We start from the raw sequence: 16901 nt of genomic DNA on the forward strand, positions 1-16901 counted from the left end.
CAGCCTGATTCGGGCAGGGGCGAGCGGGTCAGGGCCGTCGCCATGGCGAGGAGAAGTTATCCACAGGTTGTGGACGATTACTGTGGACGGCCCCTGTGGATGACGTGAAACCCCAGGTCAGTGGGGTGGATGGCCGCGTTCCGGGTCGTCGGGAACGGGCAGGCCGTGTTGGCGCAGCCGCGCCTGACGGATGTCGGCCGCGTTGACGGCGACGACGAAGGTGCTGCTCACCAGCGCGAGGGCGGCGACGGCCAGCCGGATGCCCCACTCGGCGGGGAGCAGCGCGAGCAGCACGCAGATCGGGAACATGAGAACGAGGTGGCGGGCCATCATGCGGCCACGCCACCCCGCGTCGGTCAGGTCATGCCGGACCCAGCTCCGGTTCTCCGGAGGGAGCCGGAATCCGACGGTGTACAGCGCCCTCCGGAGGAGGGTCGGGTCACCCGGCAGCCGGGTCAGTGGGGGCCTCCATCACCAGTCACCCCCGCCGCCGAAGTCACCGCCGCCGTCGAAGCCGCCGAAGTCGCCGCCGCCGATGTCGAAGCCGCCACCGCCACCGCCATCTCCGCCGCCGAAGCCCCAGCCGCCGTCGTTGCCGGCATCGACGCCGGCCGCGTAACCCGCGTCGTACCCACCGTGGCCGCCGAAGCCACCGCTGAACAGCGAACCCAGGGCCGTGCCGATGAGCAGGCCGCCGAGCATGTCGCCGCCGCCGAAGCCGGAGTAGTAGCCGCCGGCGTACGGCGCGTAGGCCGGTCCGGCGTCCCAGTACGGGCGACGGTGACCGCCGACCGTGACCAGGCGGGCGTCCGGGTCGTGGCCGGACAGCACCGCCTGCGCGTCGGCGGCACAGGCCGGGACCGAGCGGGGCGCGCCGCCCGGGGGCGCCCACATGACGTCCTGCACCGACGGGCCGTGCTGCGGGTTGAAGAAGCAGGGCGCGCGCCGTTCGGGCGCCGGCCGGCCGTCGAGGCGGGCCCGTACCGCGGTCATGTAGTAGCGGCCGTCCTCGAGGGCCTCGGTGACCTTGCGCATGTCCTCCGGGCGGCGTGCCGAGTCGGCGGCCGCCTTGGCCCGGTCGTAGGAGTCCATGGCCCGCTGGTAGTCGTCCCGGGCGGCCGAGTCGAGGTTCGGGTCCATGACGTTGAGGTTGAGCCCGGTGATGTCCTCACCCAGCCGGGTGACGTCCTCGTAGACGCTCTCCTTGAGCTCGGCCAGCTGCTTGGCCTCGCGCTCCCGGCGCCGCTTGCGGGCGACGAAGATCAGGCCCACGACGCCCGCGACGACGAGCACGAGGATGCCGAGCACGACGAACCCGGCCGTCGCCGAGCCGGACTTCTTGTCCGCGACCGCCTTGTCGAAGCGTTTGTCCAGGTTGAGCAGGAGGTCCTTGAGGTTCGAGGAGTCACCCCGCGCCTGGGACACCAGCGTCTTGATCTTGTCGCTGCCCAGGCCCTCGTGGGATCCCGCGAGGATCCGCTGGCCGCTCGCGTCGAGCAGGATCAGGGTGCCCTTCTTGCCCAGGGCGGTGTCGAGCTGGCGCAGACCTGCGGTGGTGACCCGGCTCTGCTTCACGACGGCCATCCGGATCGTCGACTCGTCGGCCTTGAGCGCGCTGACGACGCTCTGCTGGTCCGAGCTCGACATCGTCGCACCCGAGTCCTTGGACAGGTAGAACCCCTGGGTCTTCAGCCCGTGGACCACGTCCTGGAACCCGTCGGCGCTCGCCGGCGCGGCGAACGCGAACAACAACGCGACGACGGCAGCCACCGCGGCGGGAATCGTCGAACGGCGAATCTTCATGGCGGCCTTCATATGATCAGAGTGGTTGCTACGACTACCTTCGACGAATCAGTGGTCGGGATGGTTCCTTACCCGCGACGTGAGGTCACCGCGCAGCACCCGCTGCACCAGGTCGTCCCTGAGCTGACCGTAACCAGTAGCTGACCATACGCTACCCCTCGGATCGACCTCGTAGTAGGGGATCGTCCCGTCGATCAGCGCATCGGGGGTCTCGCGGTCCCGCACGGCCTTCGCGCACGCGGCGCAGGCCCGTACGTCGATCCGGTCGCGGCCGCCGACGGCCCGCCATCGCACCGGCACGGGGCCGTCGCCGTGCAGCGGATTGAAGAAGCACAGCGGGCTGGGCCGCAGGACCTTGCCCTTCCGGGCGGCCTCGTACGCGTCGCGTCCCATATCGATGAGCACCAGGGCCCCGGCCAGCCCCGGTACGGTCCGGTCCGTGTCGAGGACCTTCCCGGCCGCGGCGTACGCGTCGAGGGCACGCTGGAGCAGGTCCGCGTCGCCTCGCGCGTCCTCCAGAGAGTCCCCGAGCCGGATGAGCTCGGCGGTGGCGTGCTCACGCAGCTCGGCGGCCGACCGCGCGGTGGTCGCCGCCGGCCGGGAGGCGGGCCGCCGCGACGCCGGGCCGTGGATCTGCGCCATCCGGCGGCGTCGCCACAGGAGCAGTGCGGCGACGCCGGACAGCACGACCGCACCGCCGCCCACCGCGTACGGGAGGGCCTCGCCGTGCCCGCTCCGTCGTGGCGTCTTCGGCTGTGCGCCGTCGCCCCGGTTCAGGGCCTCGGTCTGCCGCTGGTAGGCGGCGTGCGCCTGGCCGGTGGCCATCAGCCGCACGCAGCGGATCAGCTTGTCCGTCAGCGACGCGCTGTCCATGGTGCGGTCGAGCGAGACGGCGCCGGCCGCCTCGATGGCGTCGCGGTCGACGCCGTACTCGTACGCGCGGATCCGGCCCGGCGAGTCCGCGTCCAGGGTGAGGTAGACGCCGTCGCGGCCGAGCCTGTGGTGCACGTCCTCGGCGAGATGACCGGAGTCCGGCCACTCGCCGCCCGGCACCAGCGGAACGATCACGGCGAACACCGGCATCGGCGCCCGCTTGATCTCCTCGACCAGGCGTTCCGGCCCCGGGACGGCGGAGGCGAACGAGGGCGCCACGTAGACCGGCGAACGCCGCAGCGCCGCCGCGATCCGCCTCGCGTCAGCCGCGTCAGCCGCGTCAGTGGCGTCAGTCACGGAGGATCCTTCCGACCAGGTCGCCGAACTGGCCGTAGCCGGTCTCCGCCCAGATCGTCGCGGCCTCGTAGTAGGGACGGCCGTCGTCGAGCAGCACGTCCGGGACCTCCCGGTCGCGTACGGCCCGGGCGCATCGCGGGCAGACCCGCACGTCGCGCCTCGTACGCGTGCCGGGGGCCCGCCACGTGACCGCGATCGCGCCCTCGCCGTGCCGCGGATCGAAATAGCACAGCGGCGGAGCGTCCTGCGGCGTCCGGCCGAGGTGAACGAGCACGAGCACGCCCGCCAGGTCGGCGAGCGACCCGGCCCGGTCGAGCGCCTTCCCGGCCGCCGTGTAGGCGTCCAGCGCGCGGCCGAGCTCGGACGGGTCACCCTGGGCGTCGTCGAGCAGCTCGCCCAGCGCGATCAGCTCCCGCTCGGCGCGGGCCCGCAGCTCGTCCTCGTCCGCCTGCCGCGCCGTACCGAACACCCGGTGCGGCAGCGCGAGCCTGTCGTGCGCCGCGCGCGCCCGCCGGCGGCGCAGCAGCCACAGCAGCGCCCCGCCGCCCGCCAGCACCGCCGCCGCGACCGCGACGGGGAGGGCGACGGGCGTCCCGTCGCCGTGCCGGACGCCGTGCGGACCGGGCGCGTTCGTCTTCGTCCGGGTCGGGGCGCCGGGCGGGAACGCCTGGTCATGGGCCTGGTCGTACGCCTCGGTGCCCTTGCCGGTCGCGATCAGCTCGACGCAGCGATCGAGCCGGTCCGCGAGGGAGGACTTGTCGTACCGCCGATCGAGCGACATCGCCCACCCGGCGGCATGGGCCGACCGCCGCTGCTCCTCGCTCCCGCCCCACATCACGACGTCGAACACGTCGCCGAAGTCGGTGTTGAGCGTGACGTACGCGCCGTCCCGGCCCAGGTGCGACCGGACGACGGTGGTGACCTGCTCCGAGCTCTGCCAGGTCCCACCGGCGACGAGCGGCACCAGGACCACGTAGATCGGGATCGGAGACCGCCGGATCCGCTTCACGAGACGCTCCCGGCGCGCCGTCGGCAGCGCTCCCTCGTACGCGGGATCGACGTACACGGGGGAGCGCCGGAGCGCTGCGGCGATCGCGGCTCCGTCACTCGACACCGAGGTACTCCAGAACATCCTCGGGGAGGCTCGCGTGCCGGCCCCGGATCCTCTCCCACAGACCGGGCGCCTGGTAATAGGGGCGTTTCTCGCCGTCGATGATCAGCATGAGGGGCCGGCGTTCCTCCTTCGCGGCCTGCCGGCAGGCCTCGCACAGCGGCAGCCTGCGGTCGGGCAGGCCGGGCAGCCAGACCCGGACCGTCCCGGGCGCCGGGCCGTGCAGCGGGTCGACCATGCACCGCGGGTCCGGCGTCGCCGTGTCCGCCCGCAGCGCGTCCTGCCCGTCGAGCGCCAGCACGATCACCCCGAACAGGCTGCCGGGGTCGCTCTTCTCGTCGTACAGCAGCCGGGCCGCGTCGTAGTCGGCGGTCGCGCGGCCGCGGCCACGGTCGTCGCTTGCGTGACCGAGGGCCTCGGCCAGCCGGGTGAGCTCCGCGGCGGCCCTCCTCCGCAGCCTCCGCCGCCCGAGCGTGCGCGAGTCGCCGCGAACCGCCCGGCGCACCCCGCCGAAGACCAGCCGCCCGATCAGCCACAGCGGCCACAGCACCAGGGCCGACACGATCAGTACGGGGAAGAAGACCTTGGCGAACTCCCCGGCCAGCCTCCCCGCGGACGGCCTCTGGTGTCGTCCGTCCGGCTCCGGCGCAGCGGGCGTCTGCGGCGTGGACGGCGCGGCCGACGGAGCACGGGCGAACGCGTCGATGACGTCGTGCAGGCACCTGGGCAGCGACGTGTCGCCGTGCGCGGTGTCGAAGTCGAGCGACGCCTTCCGCGGGACCTGGTAGGACGTCCAGTCCAGGTCGCCGCGCTGGTCGGCGACCAGGTAGACGCCGGGCCGCCCAAGCCGCTGATGCAGCAGGTAGAGGAAGTAGTCGGCCTCACCGCCGGACTCGTCCTCGCTCAGCAGCGGAACGCCGACCAGGTACATCGGGATGCCTGCCGCGCCGATCTGCTTCCCGAGGGCCGCCCGGTCCCGGGCGTCCAGCAGGTAGGAGACGTCCGGGTCGACGAAGACCGGCGACCGCCGCAACGCGGCCGCGATCCGGTCCAGGCGGTCCGCGGCCGACGTCGCCCCGGCCGATGCGACGGACGCCAGGAGCGACAGGGCGAGCAGCCCCACAGCGAGCGACCGGCTCACCCCCGCGCGGCGCATCAGCGGACCCTCTTTCCGCGAGTGCGGGCCGGTCTTCTCCGGGATCGCCACGCGACAAAGGCCACGCCGAGAGCCGCCACGACCAGGCCCGAGATCGCTCCGGCCTGCTGGGCGTCGTCGATCGTGTCGCGGGCCTCCCGATACGGCTTCGGCTCCCACCCGGACTTGCTCCTGGCGTGCGCCTCGTCGTAACGCTGCTGCGCCCGCCCGGACCGGATGTTGTCCACGAAACGCTGGATGGCGCGCACGGGACCGGCGTTGTACGGCTGGGAGTAGATGATCTCGTCCGCCGCCGGCCCGATGGGCAGGTTGGTACCGAACTGCTGTGCGTCCACACCGATGCCGTTCGAGGGCATGACGACGTACACGCCGGGCCGCTGCAGCTTGTCGTGCAGCAGGGCGATCAGGGCCGTCGGGCTCTTGAGCGGATCGTCCTCCGCCTGCGTGTCGGCCACCACCGCGAGGTAGGTCGGCACCGGCATCCCGCGCACCGCCGCCCGGATCCTCTCGGCGTCCTCCGGGGACACGTCGCGCGGCACATGGTCGCTGATGAAGACGGGGTCGTGAGCCAGCTGCCCGGCGATGTAGTCGGCCTTGGTGACCACGGCCGGGGCCGGCGTCGTTCCGTCCGGCGACCGCCGCGCACCCGGCCCTCGCGTCCGATCGGTGGGCCCCGGAGACGCGAGCGCCACGACGGCAGTGGGAACCCGCGGCGGCACGGCAGTCTGACCGACCCCGGCGGCCTGGGCGAATTCCCGTACGGGCACGGCCGCGCGGGGCAGAGCCTGCACCGGGACCGCCGACGCGAAGGGCCCGAACCCGGCACCAAGCGCCACAGCAGTCACAACTGGGACAAGACGCACTGGCCACACGCCCCCGAAGCCTACCGGCGAGCGTACGTGAGGATCATTCCGGCCGTTGCAGTACTACGAGTCCTTGATCTCGCAGATGACGGCGCCGTTGGAGACCGTCTGGCCGACCTCCGCGGACAGCCCGGTGACGGTGCCCGCCTTGTGCGCCGTGAGCGGCTGCTCCATCTTCATGGCCTCCAGGACCACGATGGTGGCTCCCGCCTCGACCGTGGCGCCGTCCTCGACGAGGATCTTGACGATCGTGCCCTGCATCGGGCTGACCAGGGCGTCTCCACCGGCGGCCGCCGCGCCGCCCTTCTTGCCGCCACGCCGCCGGGCCGGGGTCGCGCGGCCGGATCCGGAGGCGCCGGCGGAGGCGGAGGCGCCCAGCCCGGCGGGGAGCACCACCTCGATGCGCTTGCCGCCGACCTCGACGGTCACCCTCTCCCGCTCGGCGGCCTCTTCGGTCTCCACCGCCGCGTCGTACGGCGCGATCGTGTTGTCGAACTCGGTCTCGATCCAGCGCGTGTGCACCCGGAACGGCGCGTCGACGAACGCCGGGTCCTCGATGACCGTGCGGTGGAACGGGATGACCGTCGGCATTCCGCCGATCTCGAACTCCGCGAGCGCGCGCCGGGCCCGCTGGAGCGCCTCCGTCCGGTTCGCGCCCGTGACGATGAGCTTCGCGATCATCGAGTCGTACATCTGCGGGACCGTCATGCCCTCCTCGAAGCCCGAGTCCAGGCGCACGCCCGGACCGCTCGGGGGGCTCCACCGGGTGATCGTTCCCGGCGCGGGCAGGAAGTTGCGGCCGGCGTCCTCCGCGTTGATGCGGAACTCGATCGAGTGCCCGCGCAGCGCCGGGTCGTCGTACCCCAGCTCCTCGCCCTCCGCGACGCGGAACTGCTCGCGGACCAGGTCCACGCCGGCGACCTCCTCGGTCACCGGGTGCTCGACCTGTAGACGGGTGTTCACCTCGAGGAACGAGATCGTGCCGTCCTGGCCGACGAGGAACTCGCACGTGCCCGCGCCGACGTACCCGGCCTCGCGCAGGATCGCCTTCGAGCTGGAGTACAGGGTCGCCAGCTGTTCCTCGGACAGGAACGGCGCCGGGGCCTCCTCCACCAGCTTCTGGTGCCGGCGCTGCAGCGAGCAGTCACGCGTCGAGACCACGACGACGTTGCCGTGCCGGTCGGCGACGCACTGGGTCTCGACGTGACGCGGCCTGTCGAGGTACCGCTCGACGAAGCACTCCCCGCGCCCGAACGCGGAGACCGCCTCGCGGACGGCCGAGTCGAACAGTTCGGGGATCTCCTCGAGCGTGCGGGCGACCTTCAGGCCGCGGCCTCCGCCGCCGAACGCCGCCTTGATGGCGATCGGCAGCCCGTGCTCGCGGGCGAACTCCACCACCTCGTCGGCGTCCCGTACCGGATCCTTGGTGCCCGCGACCAGCGGAGCACCGACCTTCTGCGCGATGTGCCGCGCCTGCACCTTGTCGCCCAGCGCCACGATCGCGCTCGGCGGCGGGCCGATCCAGATCAGCCCGGCGTCGATCACCGCCTCGGCGAACCCGGCGTTCTCGGCGAGGAACCCGTACCCGGGATGCACGGCGTCGGCGCCGCTCTCCTTGGCGATCCGGAGAAGCTTGTCGATGTCGAGGTAGCTCTCGGCGGCCGTCTGCCCGCCCAGCGCGTACGCCTCGTCGGCGACCCGAGTGTGGAGCCCGTCCAGGTCCGGCTCGGAGTAGACGGCAACACTGCCGATCCCCGCGTCCCTGCACGCCCGCGCGATACGGACGGCGATCTCACCTCGGTTGGCGATCAGGACCTTGCGCACGTACGACTCCTCGCTCTCGCCGATCGACCTGAGTGTAGGCAACCCGGCTTCGCCCGTGCTCAAGGGCCGTCGGGTTGTGGCGATCTCCAATGTAACCAATCACTTGCTCGGGCGTCTGCCGTGGGGGCCGTCAGGCCAGGGCGATGAGCCGGTAGACAGGGTCGGCCCGAGCCACCTCCTGGTCCGGCAGCGAGGACAGTTCCTCGGCGATCCGCGCCGGGTCGGCCGCGCGGGCCCAGCGGATCCGGCCCTCCATGATCCGCTCGCGCCACTGCCGCGGACTCCGGCCCTGGCCGACCCCGGCGAAGGTCGTCTCTCCGACCACCCGAAGCCCGAGCCCGGCCGCCGACGCCACCACGCGGTCCACGTGGTCGGGCCCCTTCGGCGCGTACGCACGCCGCGCGGCCGCCGTCACCGCGGCGACATCGCTGTCGACGGCGAAGGCGGCCTGGTCCTTGTCCACCGTGGTGATCAGGGCGCCTCCGGCCCGGAGTACGCGCGCGGCCTCGGCGAGCACCGGCGCAGCGTCGTCGAGCAGGTGGAGCAGCCAGATGAGCACGACGGCGTCCGTACGGTCGGACCCGACCGGAAGGCGCGCCGCGTCGCCCAGCACCACGGCACCGGGGAGCCGAGTCGAGGCGACCGCGGCCATGCCGTGCGAGCGATCTATGCCGACCACCAGACGGCCGGGGCGAGTCAGCCGCCTGGTCACGATCCCCGTACCGCACGCGACGTCCAGCACGACGCGCGTGTCCTCCGGCAGCAACCGCTCGACCGCCTCGGCGGCGGCCACCGCCCGCGCCTCTCCGCCCCGGGACGCGTCGTACCCCGCGGCCTCGCGGTCATAGTCGAGCACGACAACAACGTATCGAAATCAGCCGCGAACGGTGCATCAGGTGCTATGTAGGTATGAATTCGTCCTTTTGGGATGTTCGGGCGGCCATCGCGCGTCGCCGGGGATCGAGACGTGCAAGAAATTCAGTCGTTCGCGTTACCGAGCCGCACGAGCGATTTGCCGATTTTTGCGCCGGACAAGAGCCGACTGTATGCGGTCAGAGTGTTCTCGAGGCCGTCCGTCACGTCGAACGTCATCCGCAAGTCGCCGGCCTCGTACCAGGGACGAAGGCGCCGGTTGACGTCCGGGCCACGGTGATAGAAGTCCGGTGAGAAGAATCCAGTGAAATTCAACCGCTTCATCAGCACCTGATCGAACTTATACGGGCCCGGTATCGGCCCTTCTTCGCCGTAGCTGGTCAGGAGCCCACAGATCGCGACCCGCCCGAACAGCGCCATGTTCTCGAGCGCGGCGTCCAGGATCTCTCCGCCGACGTTGTCGAAATAAAGGTCGATTCCATCTGGGCACAGGGTGCGCAACTGCTCGGCGACGTCGCCGTCCTGGCGATTGACCGCGGCGTCGAATCCCCAATCCTCGGTGATCCACGCGGCCTTCTCCGCTGAACCGGTGATGCCGATGACCCGGCAGCCCAGCCGGGCGGCCACCTGGCCGGCGAGCGCGCCGGTGACCCCCGAAGCCGCCGACACGACGAACGTGTCACCCGCCTTGGCCGCGCCGTACTCGGCCACGCCGAGATAGCCGGTCCAGCCGTTGGGCCCGAACACCGCCAGGTGCTGGCGAACATCGTCAAGACGCCGGCTCACCCGCTCGACATACGTCTCATCGGGCCGGGACACCGAGAAGTCCGACCACTGCCCGTAGGCACGTACGAGGTCGCCCTCACGGAAATCAGGATGGCGGGAGGCGATGACCTCGCCCAGCACCATGCCGATCACTGGGCACCCCAGCGGTGTCGGCGGCGAGTACGAGTCCTCGCGCGCGGTCATCCACATCCTCGTGCCCGCGTCGAGCGAGAGGTAGGTGTTACGTATCAGCACGTCCCCGTCGACCAGGTCGGGCGTCTCCTCCTCGACCAGATCGAGGGCGGACGCGTAGTCGTCCCCGATCGGCCTCCGGGTGAGCCTCCAGTAGCGGTTCTTTTCGCCCACCGCGCATCCTTTCCGCCGCGGTCGCCGACGACCGTTCAGTGGCTGAATCGCGCGTGGAGCCTATGATCGCCGCCCGATCGAGCACCACGTCATGTGATCGGACTCACAGAGATCATTCGGTTGCACCGATATGGCCGGCAGGTGATCGTGGGGACCGGCGGACGGTCGCGAGCCGACTGTTCGGTGCCCGGCTCCTACGAACTGAGCTCTCTGACGGTCGCCGCCCGTGGGCGATCACGGGGGACCAAGAAAGGCCCTGAGCGAATTCCTCGCACGGACGTCGGAGGGAGATGCGATGCGCCTGGGCGCCGCTGGGGCGCTCGCCGTCCTGCGAGAACCGGAATTCCGGCGATTCTTCATCGGTCAGTCGGCGTCGCTGCTCGGCGACGGCATGGTCGGCGTCGCACTGGCGTTCGCGGTCCTCGACCTCACCGGGTCGCCCGCAGATCTCGGGTACGTTCTGGCGGCTCGGACGATCTCCCTCATCGCGGGCCTGCTGGTCGGCGGGGTCATCGCCGACCGGCTGCCCCGCCGCCGGATCATGGTGGTCGCCGACCTGACGCGCTTCCTCGGCCAGGGAACGATGGCCGCGTTGCTGATCGGCGGTCATGCGACGATCTGGGAACTGGCGGTCCTCCAGGCCGTGCACGGCGCGGCGAGCTCCCTGTTCAACCCCGCGTCCACCGGCCTCGTTCCCGCCATCGTCACCGGCGGGCACCTTCAGCAGGCCAACGCGCTGCGTGGTCTGGCGATCTCGATCGGGAAGATCGCCGGCCCCGTCCTGGCCGGCCTCTTGCTCGCGCTCGCAGGCCCCGGATGGGCGATCGCCGCCGACGCGGCCACCTTCGCGCTCAGCGCGATCATGCTCACCCGGCTACGGCTGCCCAGGCACCGGCCGCCGCCGGCCCAGTCCGTCATACGCGACCTGCGGGATGGCTGGACGGAGTTCAGCTCCAGGCCCTGGCTGTTGACCCTTGTCGCCGCGGCGTCGCTCAGCAACCTGCTGTTCGCGGCGTTCTACGTCCTTGGACCGGCGATCACTGCCCGGTCATCCGGTGGGCCGGCGGGATGGGCCGCCGTCCAGGCCGTCCTCGGCGCCGGGTCCCTCATCGGTGGCATCGCCGCCCTGCACATCCATCCGCGACGCCCACTGCGGACCGGCGTGCTCGCCCTCGCCCTCTGCGCGCTGCCCCCCGTCGGTCTCGCCGCCCACCTCCCCGTCATCGCCGTTGCCGGCCTCGCTCTCCTCTGTGGTCTCGGGATGACGCTCTTCAACACCTTCATGGAGACGGCCCTCCAGCACCATGTCCCCGAAGGCGCCCTGTCCCGGGTCAGCGCCTACGACTGGTTCGGTTCCTTCGCCTGTCAGCCCATCGGCCAGGCCTCGGCCGGCCCGCTGGCGGCGGGGATCGGCACCCACCCGGCCCTCTGGCTGACGGGCATCCTCCAGTTCCTCGTCGCCCTGTGCGCCCTCACAGTCCCCGCGATCCGCCGCCTCCCGGCGGGAGTCGGCGTCCGCGAAGCGGCTACGGCGACGGCGCCTCAAGAATCCTGACCAGTGCTGCCCGGTGACGTGGCCATCGCGACCGGGCACGTCCGTGGAGTCCCATACATCGGGCGGCTTTTTGATCGGAAGCCAGCCTTAAGCCCGGATATGCGGCAACTGTCGAGATAGTGCTGTCCTGCGCGTCACGGCTGCTGTCGCGCTTGTTTGTGCAGTCCCATGACCAGAAGTGGACAGGTAGGAGACTTTGTCGCAGCACCTTCCCGTGCTTGATTGGCACGGCAATATAGAAAGAGGATGCAACCAGTCGTTAAGTCAACGCTTTACGACCTGGCTGAGCGGCCTCTTGTCGAGGAACCCGGTCCACGTGATGTCATCGATCTTCGCTGCGGACCGCACTCGATCATCGGCCGACGACACGGAGCGAAGCGGAAGGGAAGCCCGATGAGCGGCATCTACGGCGGTGACCCGGAGGCCATGAAGAGACTCGCCAGTCTCTTCCAGAAGCACGGGCAAGAGCTCGACCAGATCATCAGGGACCTCAACACCAACACGCAGAGCAGCCAGAGCATCTGGCAGGGCCCCGGAGCGAATCGCTTCCGCGAGGCCTGGGCGCAGGCCAAACCATCGTTCGACAAGATGGTCACGGCCTTCCAGGAGGCCCACCGGGACATCAACAGCCGTGCGGAGGGCTTCCGCAACGTGGGCCAGTAACTCCACGTGTCTAGGGGGCGCCGCAGACCTGCGGCGCCCCAGTCTTGCCATCACGAAGGACGTTGCCACGCCACGCATCGCCGTGGATCATTCCGGCCGGCAAGGAGAAATCAAGCGACTCGTATTCCGTGGTCAGTCGACTGCAGTGGTCTCTTAGCCAGTAATGCTCAGGGTTTCCTGTTGCTGCTGACTCCGCTCGCCGATGCTCTTGTGCGTCATGTATGAGGCGTCGACCTGCGCCCTCAGTTCCTGCGTTCACGCCACAGTTCTCGCTTCTGGCAAGGGGCGAGGGCTCGGCAGAGTCGGCACTAGATCCCTTGTACGGCTGTGGCGGCCTGGATGGGAGCGGTCTGGCCGAGGCGGACGAAGAGGCCGCGACCTGTGGGGCCGTCTACGGAGATCTGGCGCGGGAGGCGGAGGTTGAAGACGTCGCCGTCGTCGGGGGAGTTGACGGCGAGAAGGACGCCGGTGCGGGAGCGTCGCGTGTCGGCGATGAAGCCGCTGTACCCGCGGGAGAGGTCCTGGGTCGTACCGCCGATGATGACGGCCTGTTCGACGTCCCTGGCCTCCCGGAGCACCCGGACGAGTACGTCGTCGAACGGGGTGGTGTCCAGCAGCTCCGCGTCGTCGACCACCACCACGAACCGGCTCACTCCGCCGACGACCTCCTCGAACCGGTAGGCGTCGTCCGGCGTCTCCAGCATCGCGAGCACGCCGGGCTCACCGCGCAGCTCCCGAAGTGGCGACCGACGGGGGCAGATCAGAACCACCGGCACGACGCCATCGCCGATCTTCGGGTCGAGCAGCGAGGTGACCATGGTCATCAGGACCGTAGAGCGGCCTGAACGGGGCGGGCCGGCGACGGTGAAGCCGGGGCCTTCGGCCAGGAGGTCGACGCCGACCGGGCCGAGTTCGTCGCCGCCCGCGCCCACCAACGCCCACAGCGGGGACGGTGCGACGAAGTCGGGGTCCAAGGCCAGCGCCTCGCCGTAGGTGACCCGGACCGGGAGCTCGTCCACGTGCAGTGGCCGCTGGCCGCGTGCCGGGCGGTCGTACGATCGCTCGGCCTCGCGGGCGAGCCGTTGCAGGGCGGCGACCTGGGCGGTGCCGGAGGCGACCTCGGTGAGCAGCGCGATCTGGGATTCCCGCAGCGCGGCGCCGCCGGGGCCGACCGGCTCGAGCACGCGGCCGGGTGGCATGTCGCCCGGCACCTGGCGCTCGTTCACGCCCGCGTACGTGTAGTCGTTCGGGTCGGCCATGCGCAGGACGAGGCGGTCGTCGAACACCGTGGAGACCTGGCCGGTGAGGCCGGTGCGGTCGCCGGTGAAGACGGCGCGGAGGCCTACGGCGGCGCCTTCGCGGAGGAGGCGCAGGACGGAGTCGATGAGGCGGCCGTAGTCGTAGTTCTCGAAGGCGGCGACGAAGCCCTCCCAGCGGTCGAGCATGAGGAGCATCCAGGGCAGGCGTTCGGTCGGGGCGACGGCGGCGCGCTGTTCGGACAGGGAGGAGAAGCCGGTCGCGGCGAGGATCTGCTGGCGGCGGCCGACCTCGGCGTGGAGGCGGGCGAGGAGGCGTTCGACGCGTTCCGGCTGGTCGCGGGCGACTACGACGCCGCAGTGCGGAAGGGCTACGAGGGGGAGGAGGGTGTTCGCGCCGCAGTCGATGGCGTAGAGGTGGACGTCGGCGGGTCCGCAGGTCGAGGCCAGGGAGCCCGCCAGGGTGCGGAGCACCGTCGATCGGCCGGAGCGGGCCGCGCCCGCGACGTACAGGTGACCGCCCTGCACGAGGTCCAGTGCGAGGACGGAGCGTGACTGGGCGGACGGCAGGTCGGTCAGGCCGTACGCGAGCGGTGGCACGTCGTCGTGGTCGGTGAAGACCGCGGGCAGGTCCTCGAGGGTGACGCGGGACGGCAGCGGCTCCAGCCAGGGCGGTGGCTGGTCGTCGAGGCCGGCGCGGTCGGCGGCCTCGCGGATCGCGGCGACGAGCGTCTTGAGGTCGGTGACGGTCGTGGCCTCGTCGTCGGGGGCTTCGGTGAAAGAGAGAAGTCGGCCGAGGCCCGGCCAGGGTAGGGGGACGACCTCGGCGGGGACGGCGGTGTGGGCGCCGGGGCGGCGGCCGCCGATGCGTGCCGACTGGACGGCCTGTGGTGCGGCGGCGCCGGACCGTACGTAGCAGCGGCCGGGGGTGGACTTGGAGATCCGGGCGGCGGACGGGTCGTCGATGACGTCGGTGGAGTGTTCGGCGTTGGTGACGCGCAGGGCGATCCGCAGGTTGGTGTTGGCGCGGATGTCGGCGGTGACGACCCCGGCGGGGCGCTGGGTGGCGAGCAGGAGGTGGACGCCGAGGGAACGGCCGCGGCGGCCGATGTCGACGAGGCCGTCGACGAAGTCGGGCAGGTCTTCGGCCATCGTGGCGAACTCGTCGATGACGAGGACGAGGCGTGGCATCCGTGACAACGCCCGGGGGTCGCCGTCGTCGTGCAGTTCGCAGTAGTCCTCGATGTCCTTGGCCCCGGCGTACAGGAGGATCTCCTCGCGGCGTCGCAGTTCGGCGCCGAGGGACTCGAGGGCGCGTTCGGTGAGGTGGCCGTCGAGGTCGGTGACCATTCCGGAGACGTGCGGCAGCGACGCGCAGTCCTTGAACGCCGCGCCGCCCTTGTAGTCGATCAGCACGAACGTCATCTCGTCGGGGCGGTTGGCGACCGCGAGCGACGCGATGACGGTCTGCAGCAGCTCGGACTTGCCCGCGCCCGTCGTGCCGGCGATGAGGCCGTGGGGCCCGTCGACGCGCAGGTCGATGGTGAACACCCCGTCGGCGGACAGTCCGATCGGCGCCGTGGTCGTACGGCCCCCGGCCGCCCAGATCGCCTGGACGTGGGCGGCGGTGGGCGTCGGCATGCCGAGGATCTCCAGCAGCCGGGCCTCGCGCGGGACCATCGACTCGGCGTCGTCGCGGGACACGTCGCGTACGGGGGCGAGGGCGCGGGCCATGCGGTCGGACCAGCCGGTGGAGACCTGGTCGGCCAGGATCGGGCCGATGGAGTCGAGACCGTGGCCGCGCAGCCGTACGTGATCAGGCCGGTCCCAGTCCCAGACGGCGACGGCGGTGCACTCTTCGGGCAGGAGGCGTTCGTCGTCGTCGACGCAGATGGCGTGCAGCCCGTACGCCGGGCCGCGCGACAGGACCTGGGGCATGCCGGGCACCCGGCGCAGCTGCCGCGCGCCGTCCATGACCAGGAGGATGTCGTACGGGCCGGAGCCCTGGCCGGCGCCGAGCAGTCCGCTCGAGGAGCCGTCGGCGGCGCGTCGGCGTTCGGTGATGCGGATCGCCAGTTCGGTGATGCGCCGTGCGACCGATTCGGGGTCGGCGCCGATGAGCGCGACGCACTCCTCGCCTTCGCGGGGGGCGGAGTGCGGCAGCCAGCGCACCCAGTTCCAGTGCTCGCCGCCGTCCGGGTCGGCCGACAGCACGACGATCGCCAGGTCGCGGGGGCTGTGCAGCGCGGCCGCCTGGGCGACCAGCCAGCGGGCGAGGGCTCGGGAGCGGTCGCGCGGCCCGGCCAGCCCGATCACGCCGAGGTCGGCGAGCGGCAGTGTGACCGGGACGGTGCGTGCGACGGGCGGCTCGGGCATGACGGGCTCGGTGTCGCCGCCGCGGCCCGGGGTGAGCTCGATGCGGGCGGGCCGGTCGGCCACGCCGACGCGCAGGTGCAGCGCGTCGGCGTCGGTGCGTCGGCGCTCCCAGAGTCGCCGCCGGGGGCCCGTGGCGGTCAGCAGCACCTCGGCCGGGTCGGGGGCGAGGGCGCGGCGGTCGTCCTCGTCGGCGCGCCGCAGGGCCTCCAGGGTCTCGTCGAACTCGGCCTTGGCGTGCCGGTAGTCCTTCATCGCCTTCTTGTAGGACCTGCGGCCGTACAGCCGGTCGCCGATCCACTCGCCGACCTGGATGACGGGGTACGCCAGGGCCATCAGCACCCAGTACCACTGGCGGGTGACCACGGCCATGACGATGCCGGTCGCGGCGAACAGCAGGGACCCCAGCAGCCGGAGCCGGTCGCGCCGGCTGGGCGGGGGCTGCTGCGGGACCTCGAGCGTGGACCGCCGCTCGGGGGGCAGCAGGCGCGGTGGCCGGTTGTAGGCGAGCCCGCCGTCCTCGATGGGCGACAGGTGCGCGTCCGGGGCGGTGGACGGGACGTACGTCAGCACGGACGACCCGACCACGAGCATTCCGCCGGGAGGCCACTCGGCGGTGCCGTCGAGGGGCTCGCCGTCGAGGGCGGCGTGCCCGTTCACGGTGACGCGGTGCGACTCGACCGTGATCAGCAGGGCGTGCGGAGGCACGGACGGGTCGCCGAGGCGTACGTCCACGTCGGGACCGCTGCCGACGGTGGTCTCGCCGATGCCGATGCGGTGCACCGCGCCGGCGGCGGGGCCGCCGGTCACGCGGATCTCGGCGCTGCCGGTGGGCTCGGTCAGGACGGTCGCGACGGCGCCGGCCGGGTCGAGGGCCACGACCGCGCCGTCGCGCAGCACCCGCGCGGCGGGCGTGGCCGGATCGAGCATGCGCCCGCCCGCCCAGAGGGGCGGCGCGGATTCGGTAACCCAGCGTGCGCTTGGTAGGTGAACGACTTCCGCGAGGGCCTCTTTGACCGGCTCGGTGTTCAGCGCCGTAATAAGTGATCTCGTAACGGTTTCT

At 71.6% G+C, this 16901-nt stretch carries 12 protein-coding genes; 2 read left to right on the forward strand and 10 right to left on the reverse strand.

Annotated features, from left to right (window positions below):
- Nucleotides 1-117 precede the first annotated feature (117 nt).
- The 9 genes from ABEA24_RS05575 to ABEA24_RS05615 form a co-directional block, all read right to left on the reverse strand.
- Nucleotides 118-459, reverse strand: a complete 342-nt coding sequence (locus ABEA24_RS05575; RefSeq protein ID WP_345429622.1) for a DUF5313 family protein — start codon at nt 457-459, stop codon at nt 118-120.
- 12 nt (nt 460-471) lie between these two features.
- On the reverse strand, nt 472-1803 hold the full coding sequence (locus tag ABEA24_RS05580; RefSeq protein WP_345429524.1) for a hypothetical protein: 1332 nt from the start codon (nt 1801-1803) through the stop codon (nt 472-474).
- 48 nt (nt 1804-1851) lie between these two features.
- Entirely contained in the window at nt 1852-3033 is a 1182-nt protein-coding gene (locus ABEA24_RS05585) for a hypothetical protein (RefSeq protein ID WP_345429525.1), read from the reverse strand.
- Nucleotides 3026-4147: a hypothetical protein gene (locus ABEA24_RS05590; RefSeq protein ID WP_345429526.1), complete on the reverse strand. Its 1122-nt coding sequence runs from the start codon at nt 4145-4147 to the stop codon at nt 3026-3028. Before ABEA24_RS05590 ends, ABEA24_RS05585 begins: the two co-directional genes overlap by 8 nt.
- Nucleotides 4137-5351 (reverse strand): hypothetical protein, encoded by a 1215-nt coding sequence (locus ABEA24_RS05595; RefSeq protein ID WP_345429527.1) that lies wholly within the window; start codon nt 5349-5351, stop codon nt 4137-4139. Before ABEA24_RS05595 ends, ABEA24_RS05590 begins: the two co-directional genes overlap by 11 nt.
- The gene (locus tag ABEA24_RS05600) at nt 5300-6145 is read right to left on the reverse strand and encodes a hypothetical protein (RefSeq protein WP_345429528.1); all 846 of its coding nucleotides are present in this window, start codon (nt 6143-6145) and stop codon (nt 5300-5302) included. The genes ABEA24_RS05595 and ABEA24_RS05600 overlap by 52 nt, the downstream gene beginning before the upstream one ends.
- Nucleotides 6146-6226: 81 nt before the next feature.
- Nucleotides 6227-7987 (reverse strand): acetyl/propionyl/methylcrotonyl-CoA carboxylase subunit alpha, encoded by a 1761-nt coding sequence (locus tag ABEA24_RS05605; RefSeq protein WP_345429529.1) that lies wholly within the window; start codon nt 7985-7987, stop codon nt 6227-6229.
- 130 nt (nt 7988-8117) lie between these two features.
- On the reverse strand, nt 8118-8843 hold the full coding sequence (locus ABEA24_RS05610) for a class I SAM-dependent methyltransferase (RefSeq protein ID WP_345429530.1): 726 nt from the start codon (nt 8841-8843) through the stop codon (nt 8118-8120).
- Between the two features lie 122 nt (nt 8844-8965).
- A complete protein-coding gene (locus ABEA24_RS05615; RefSeq protein WP_345429531.1) occupies nt 8966-9991 on the reverse strand; it encodes an NADP-dependent oxidoreductase in 1026 nt (341 codons plus the stop codon).
- A gap of 295 nt (nt 9992-10286) precedes the next feature.
- Between ABEA24_RS05615 and ABEA24_RS05620 the strand changes: the two genes are divergently transcribed.
- Nucleotides 10287-11546, forward strand: coding sequence for an MFS transporter (locus tag ABEA24_RS05620; RefSeq protein ID WP_345429532.1), 1260 nt, complete (start codon nt 10287-10289; stop codon nt 11544-11546).
- Nucleotides 11547-11939: 393 nt separating this feature from the next.
- Nucleotides 11940-12209: a WXG100 family type VII secretion target gene (locus ABEA24_RS05625; RefSeq protein ID WP_345429533.1), complete on the forward strand. Its 270-nt coding sequence runs from the start codon at nt 11940-11942 to the stop codon at nt 12207-12209.
- Between the two features lie 308 nt (nt 12210-12517).
- Here the strand turns inward: ABEA24_RS05625 and ABEA24_RS05630 are convergent, their stop codons facing one another.
- A complete protein-coding gene (locus ABEA24_RS05630; RefSeq protein WP_345429534.1) occupies nt 12518-16768 on the reverse strand; it encodes a type VII secretion EssC family protein in 4251 nt (1416 codons plus the stop codon).
- Nucleotides 16769-16901: the final 133 nt, after the last annotated feature.

Origin of the sequence: Actinoallomurus vinaceus, assembly GCF_039542055.1 — a bacterium.
Taxonomy (GTDB): domain Bacteria; phylum Actinomycetota; class Actinomycetes; order Streptosporangiales; family Streptosporangiaceae; genus Actinoallomurus; species Actinoallomurus vinaceus.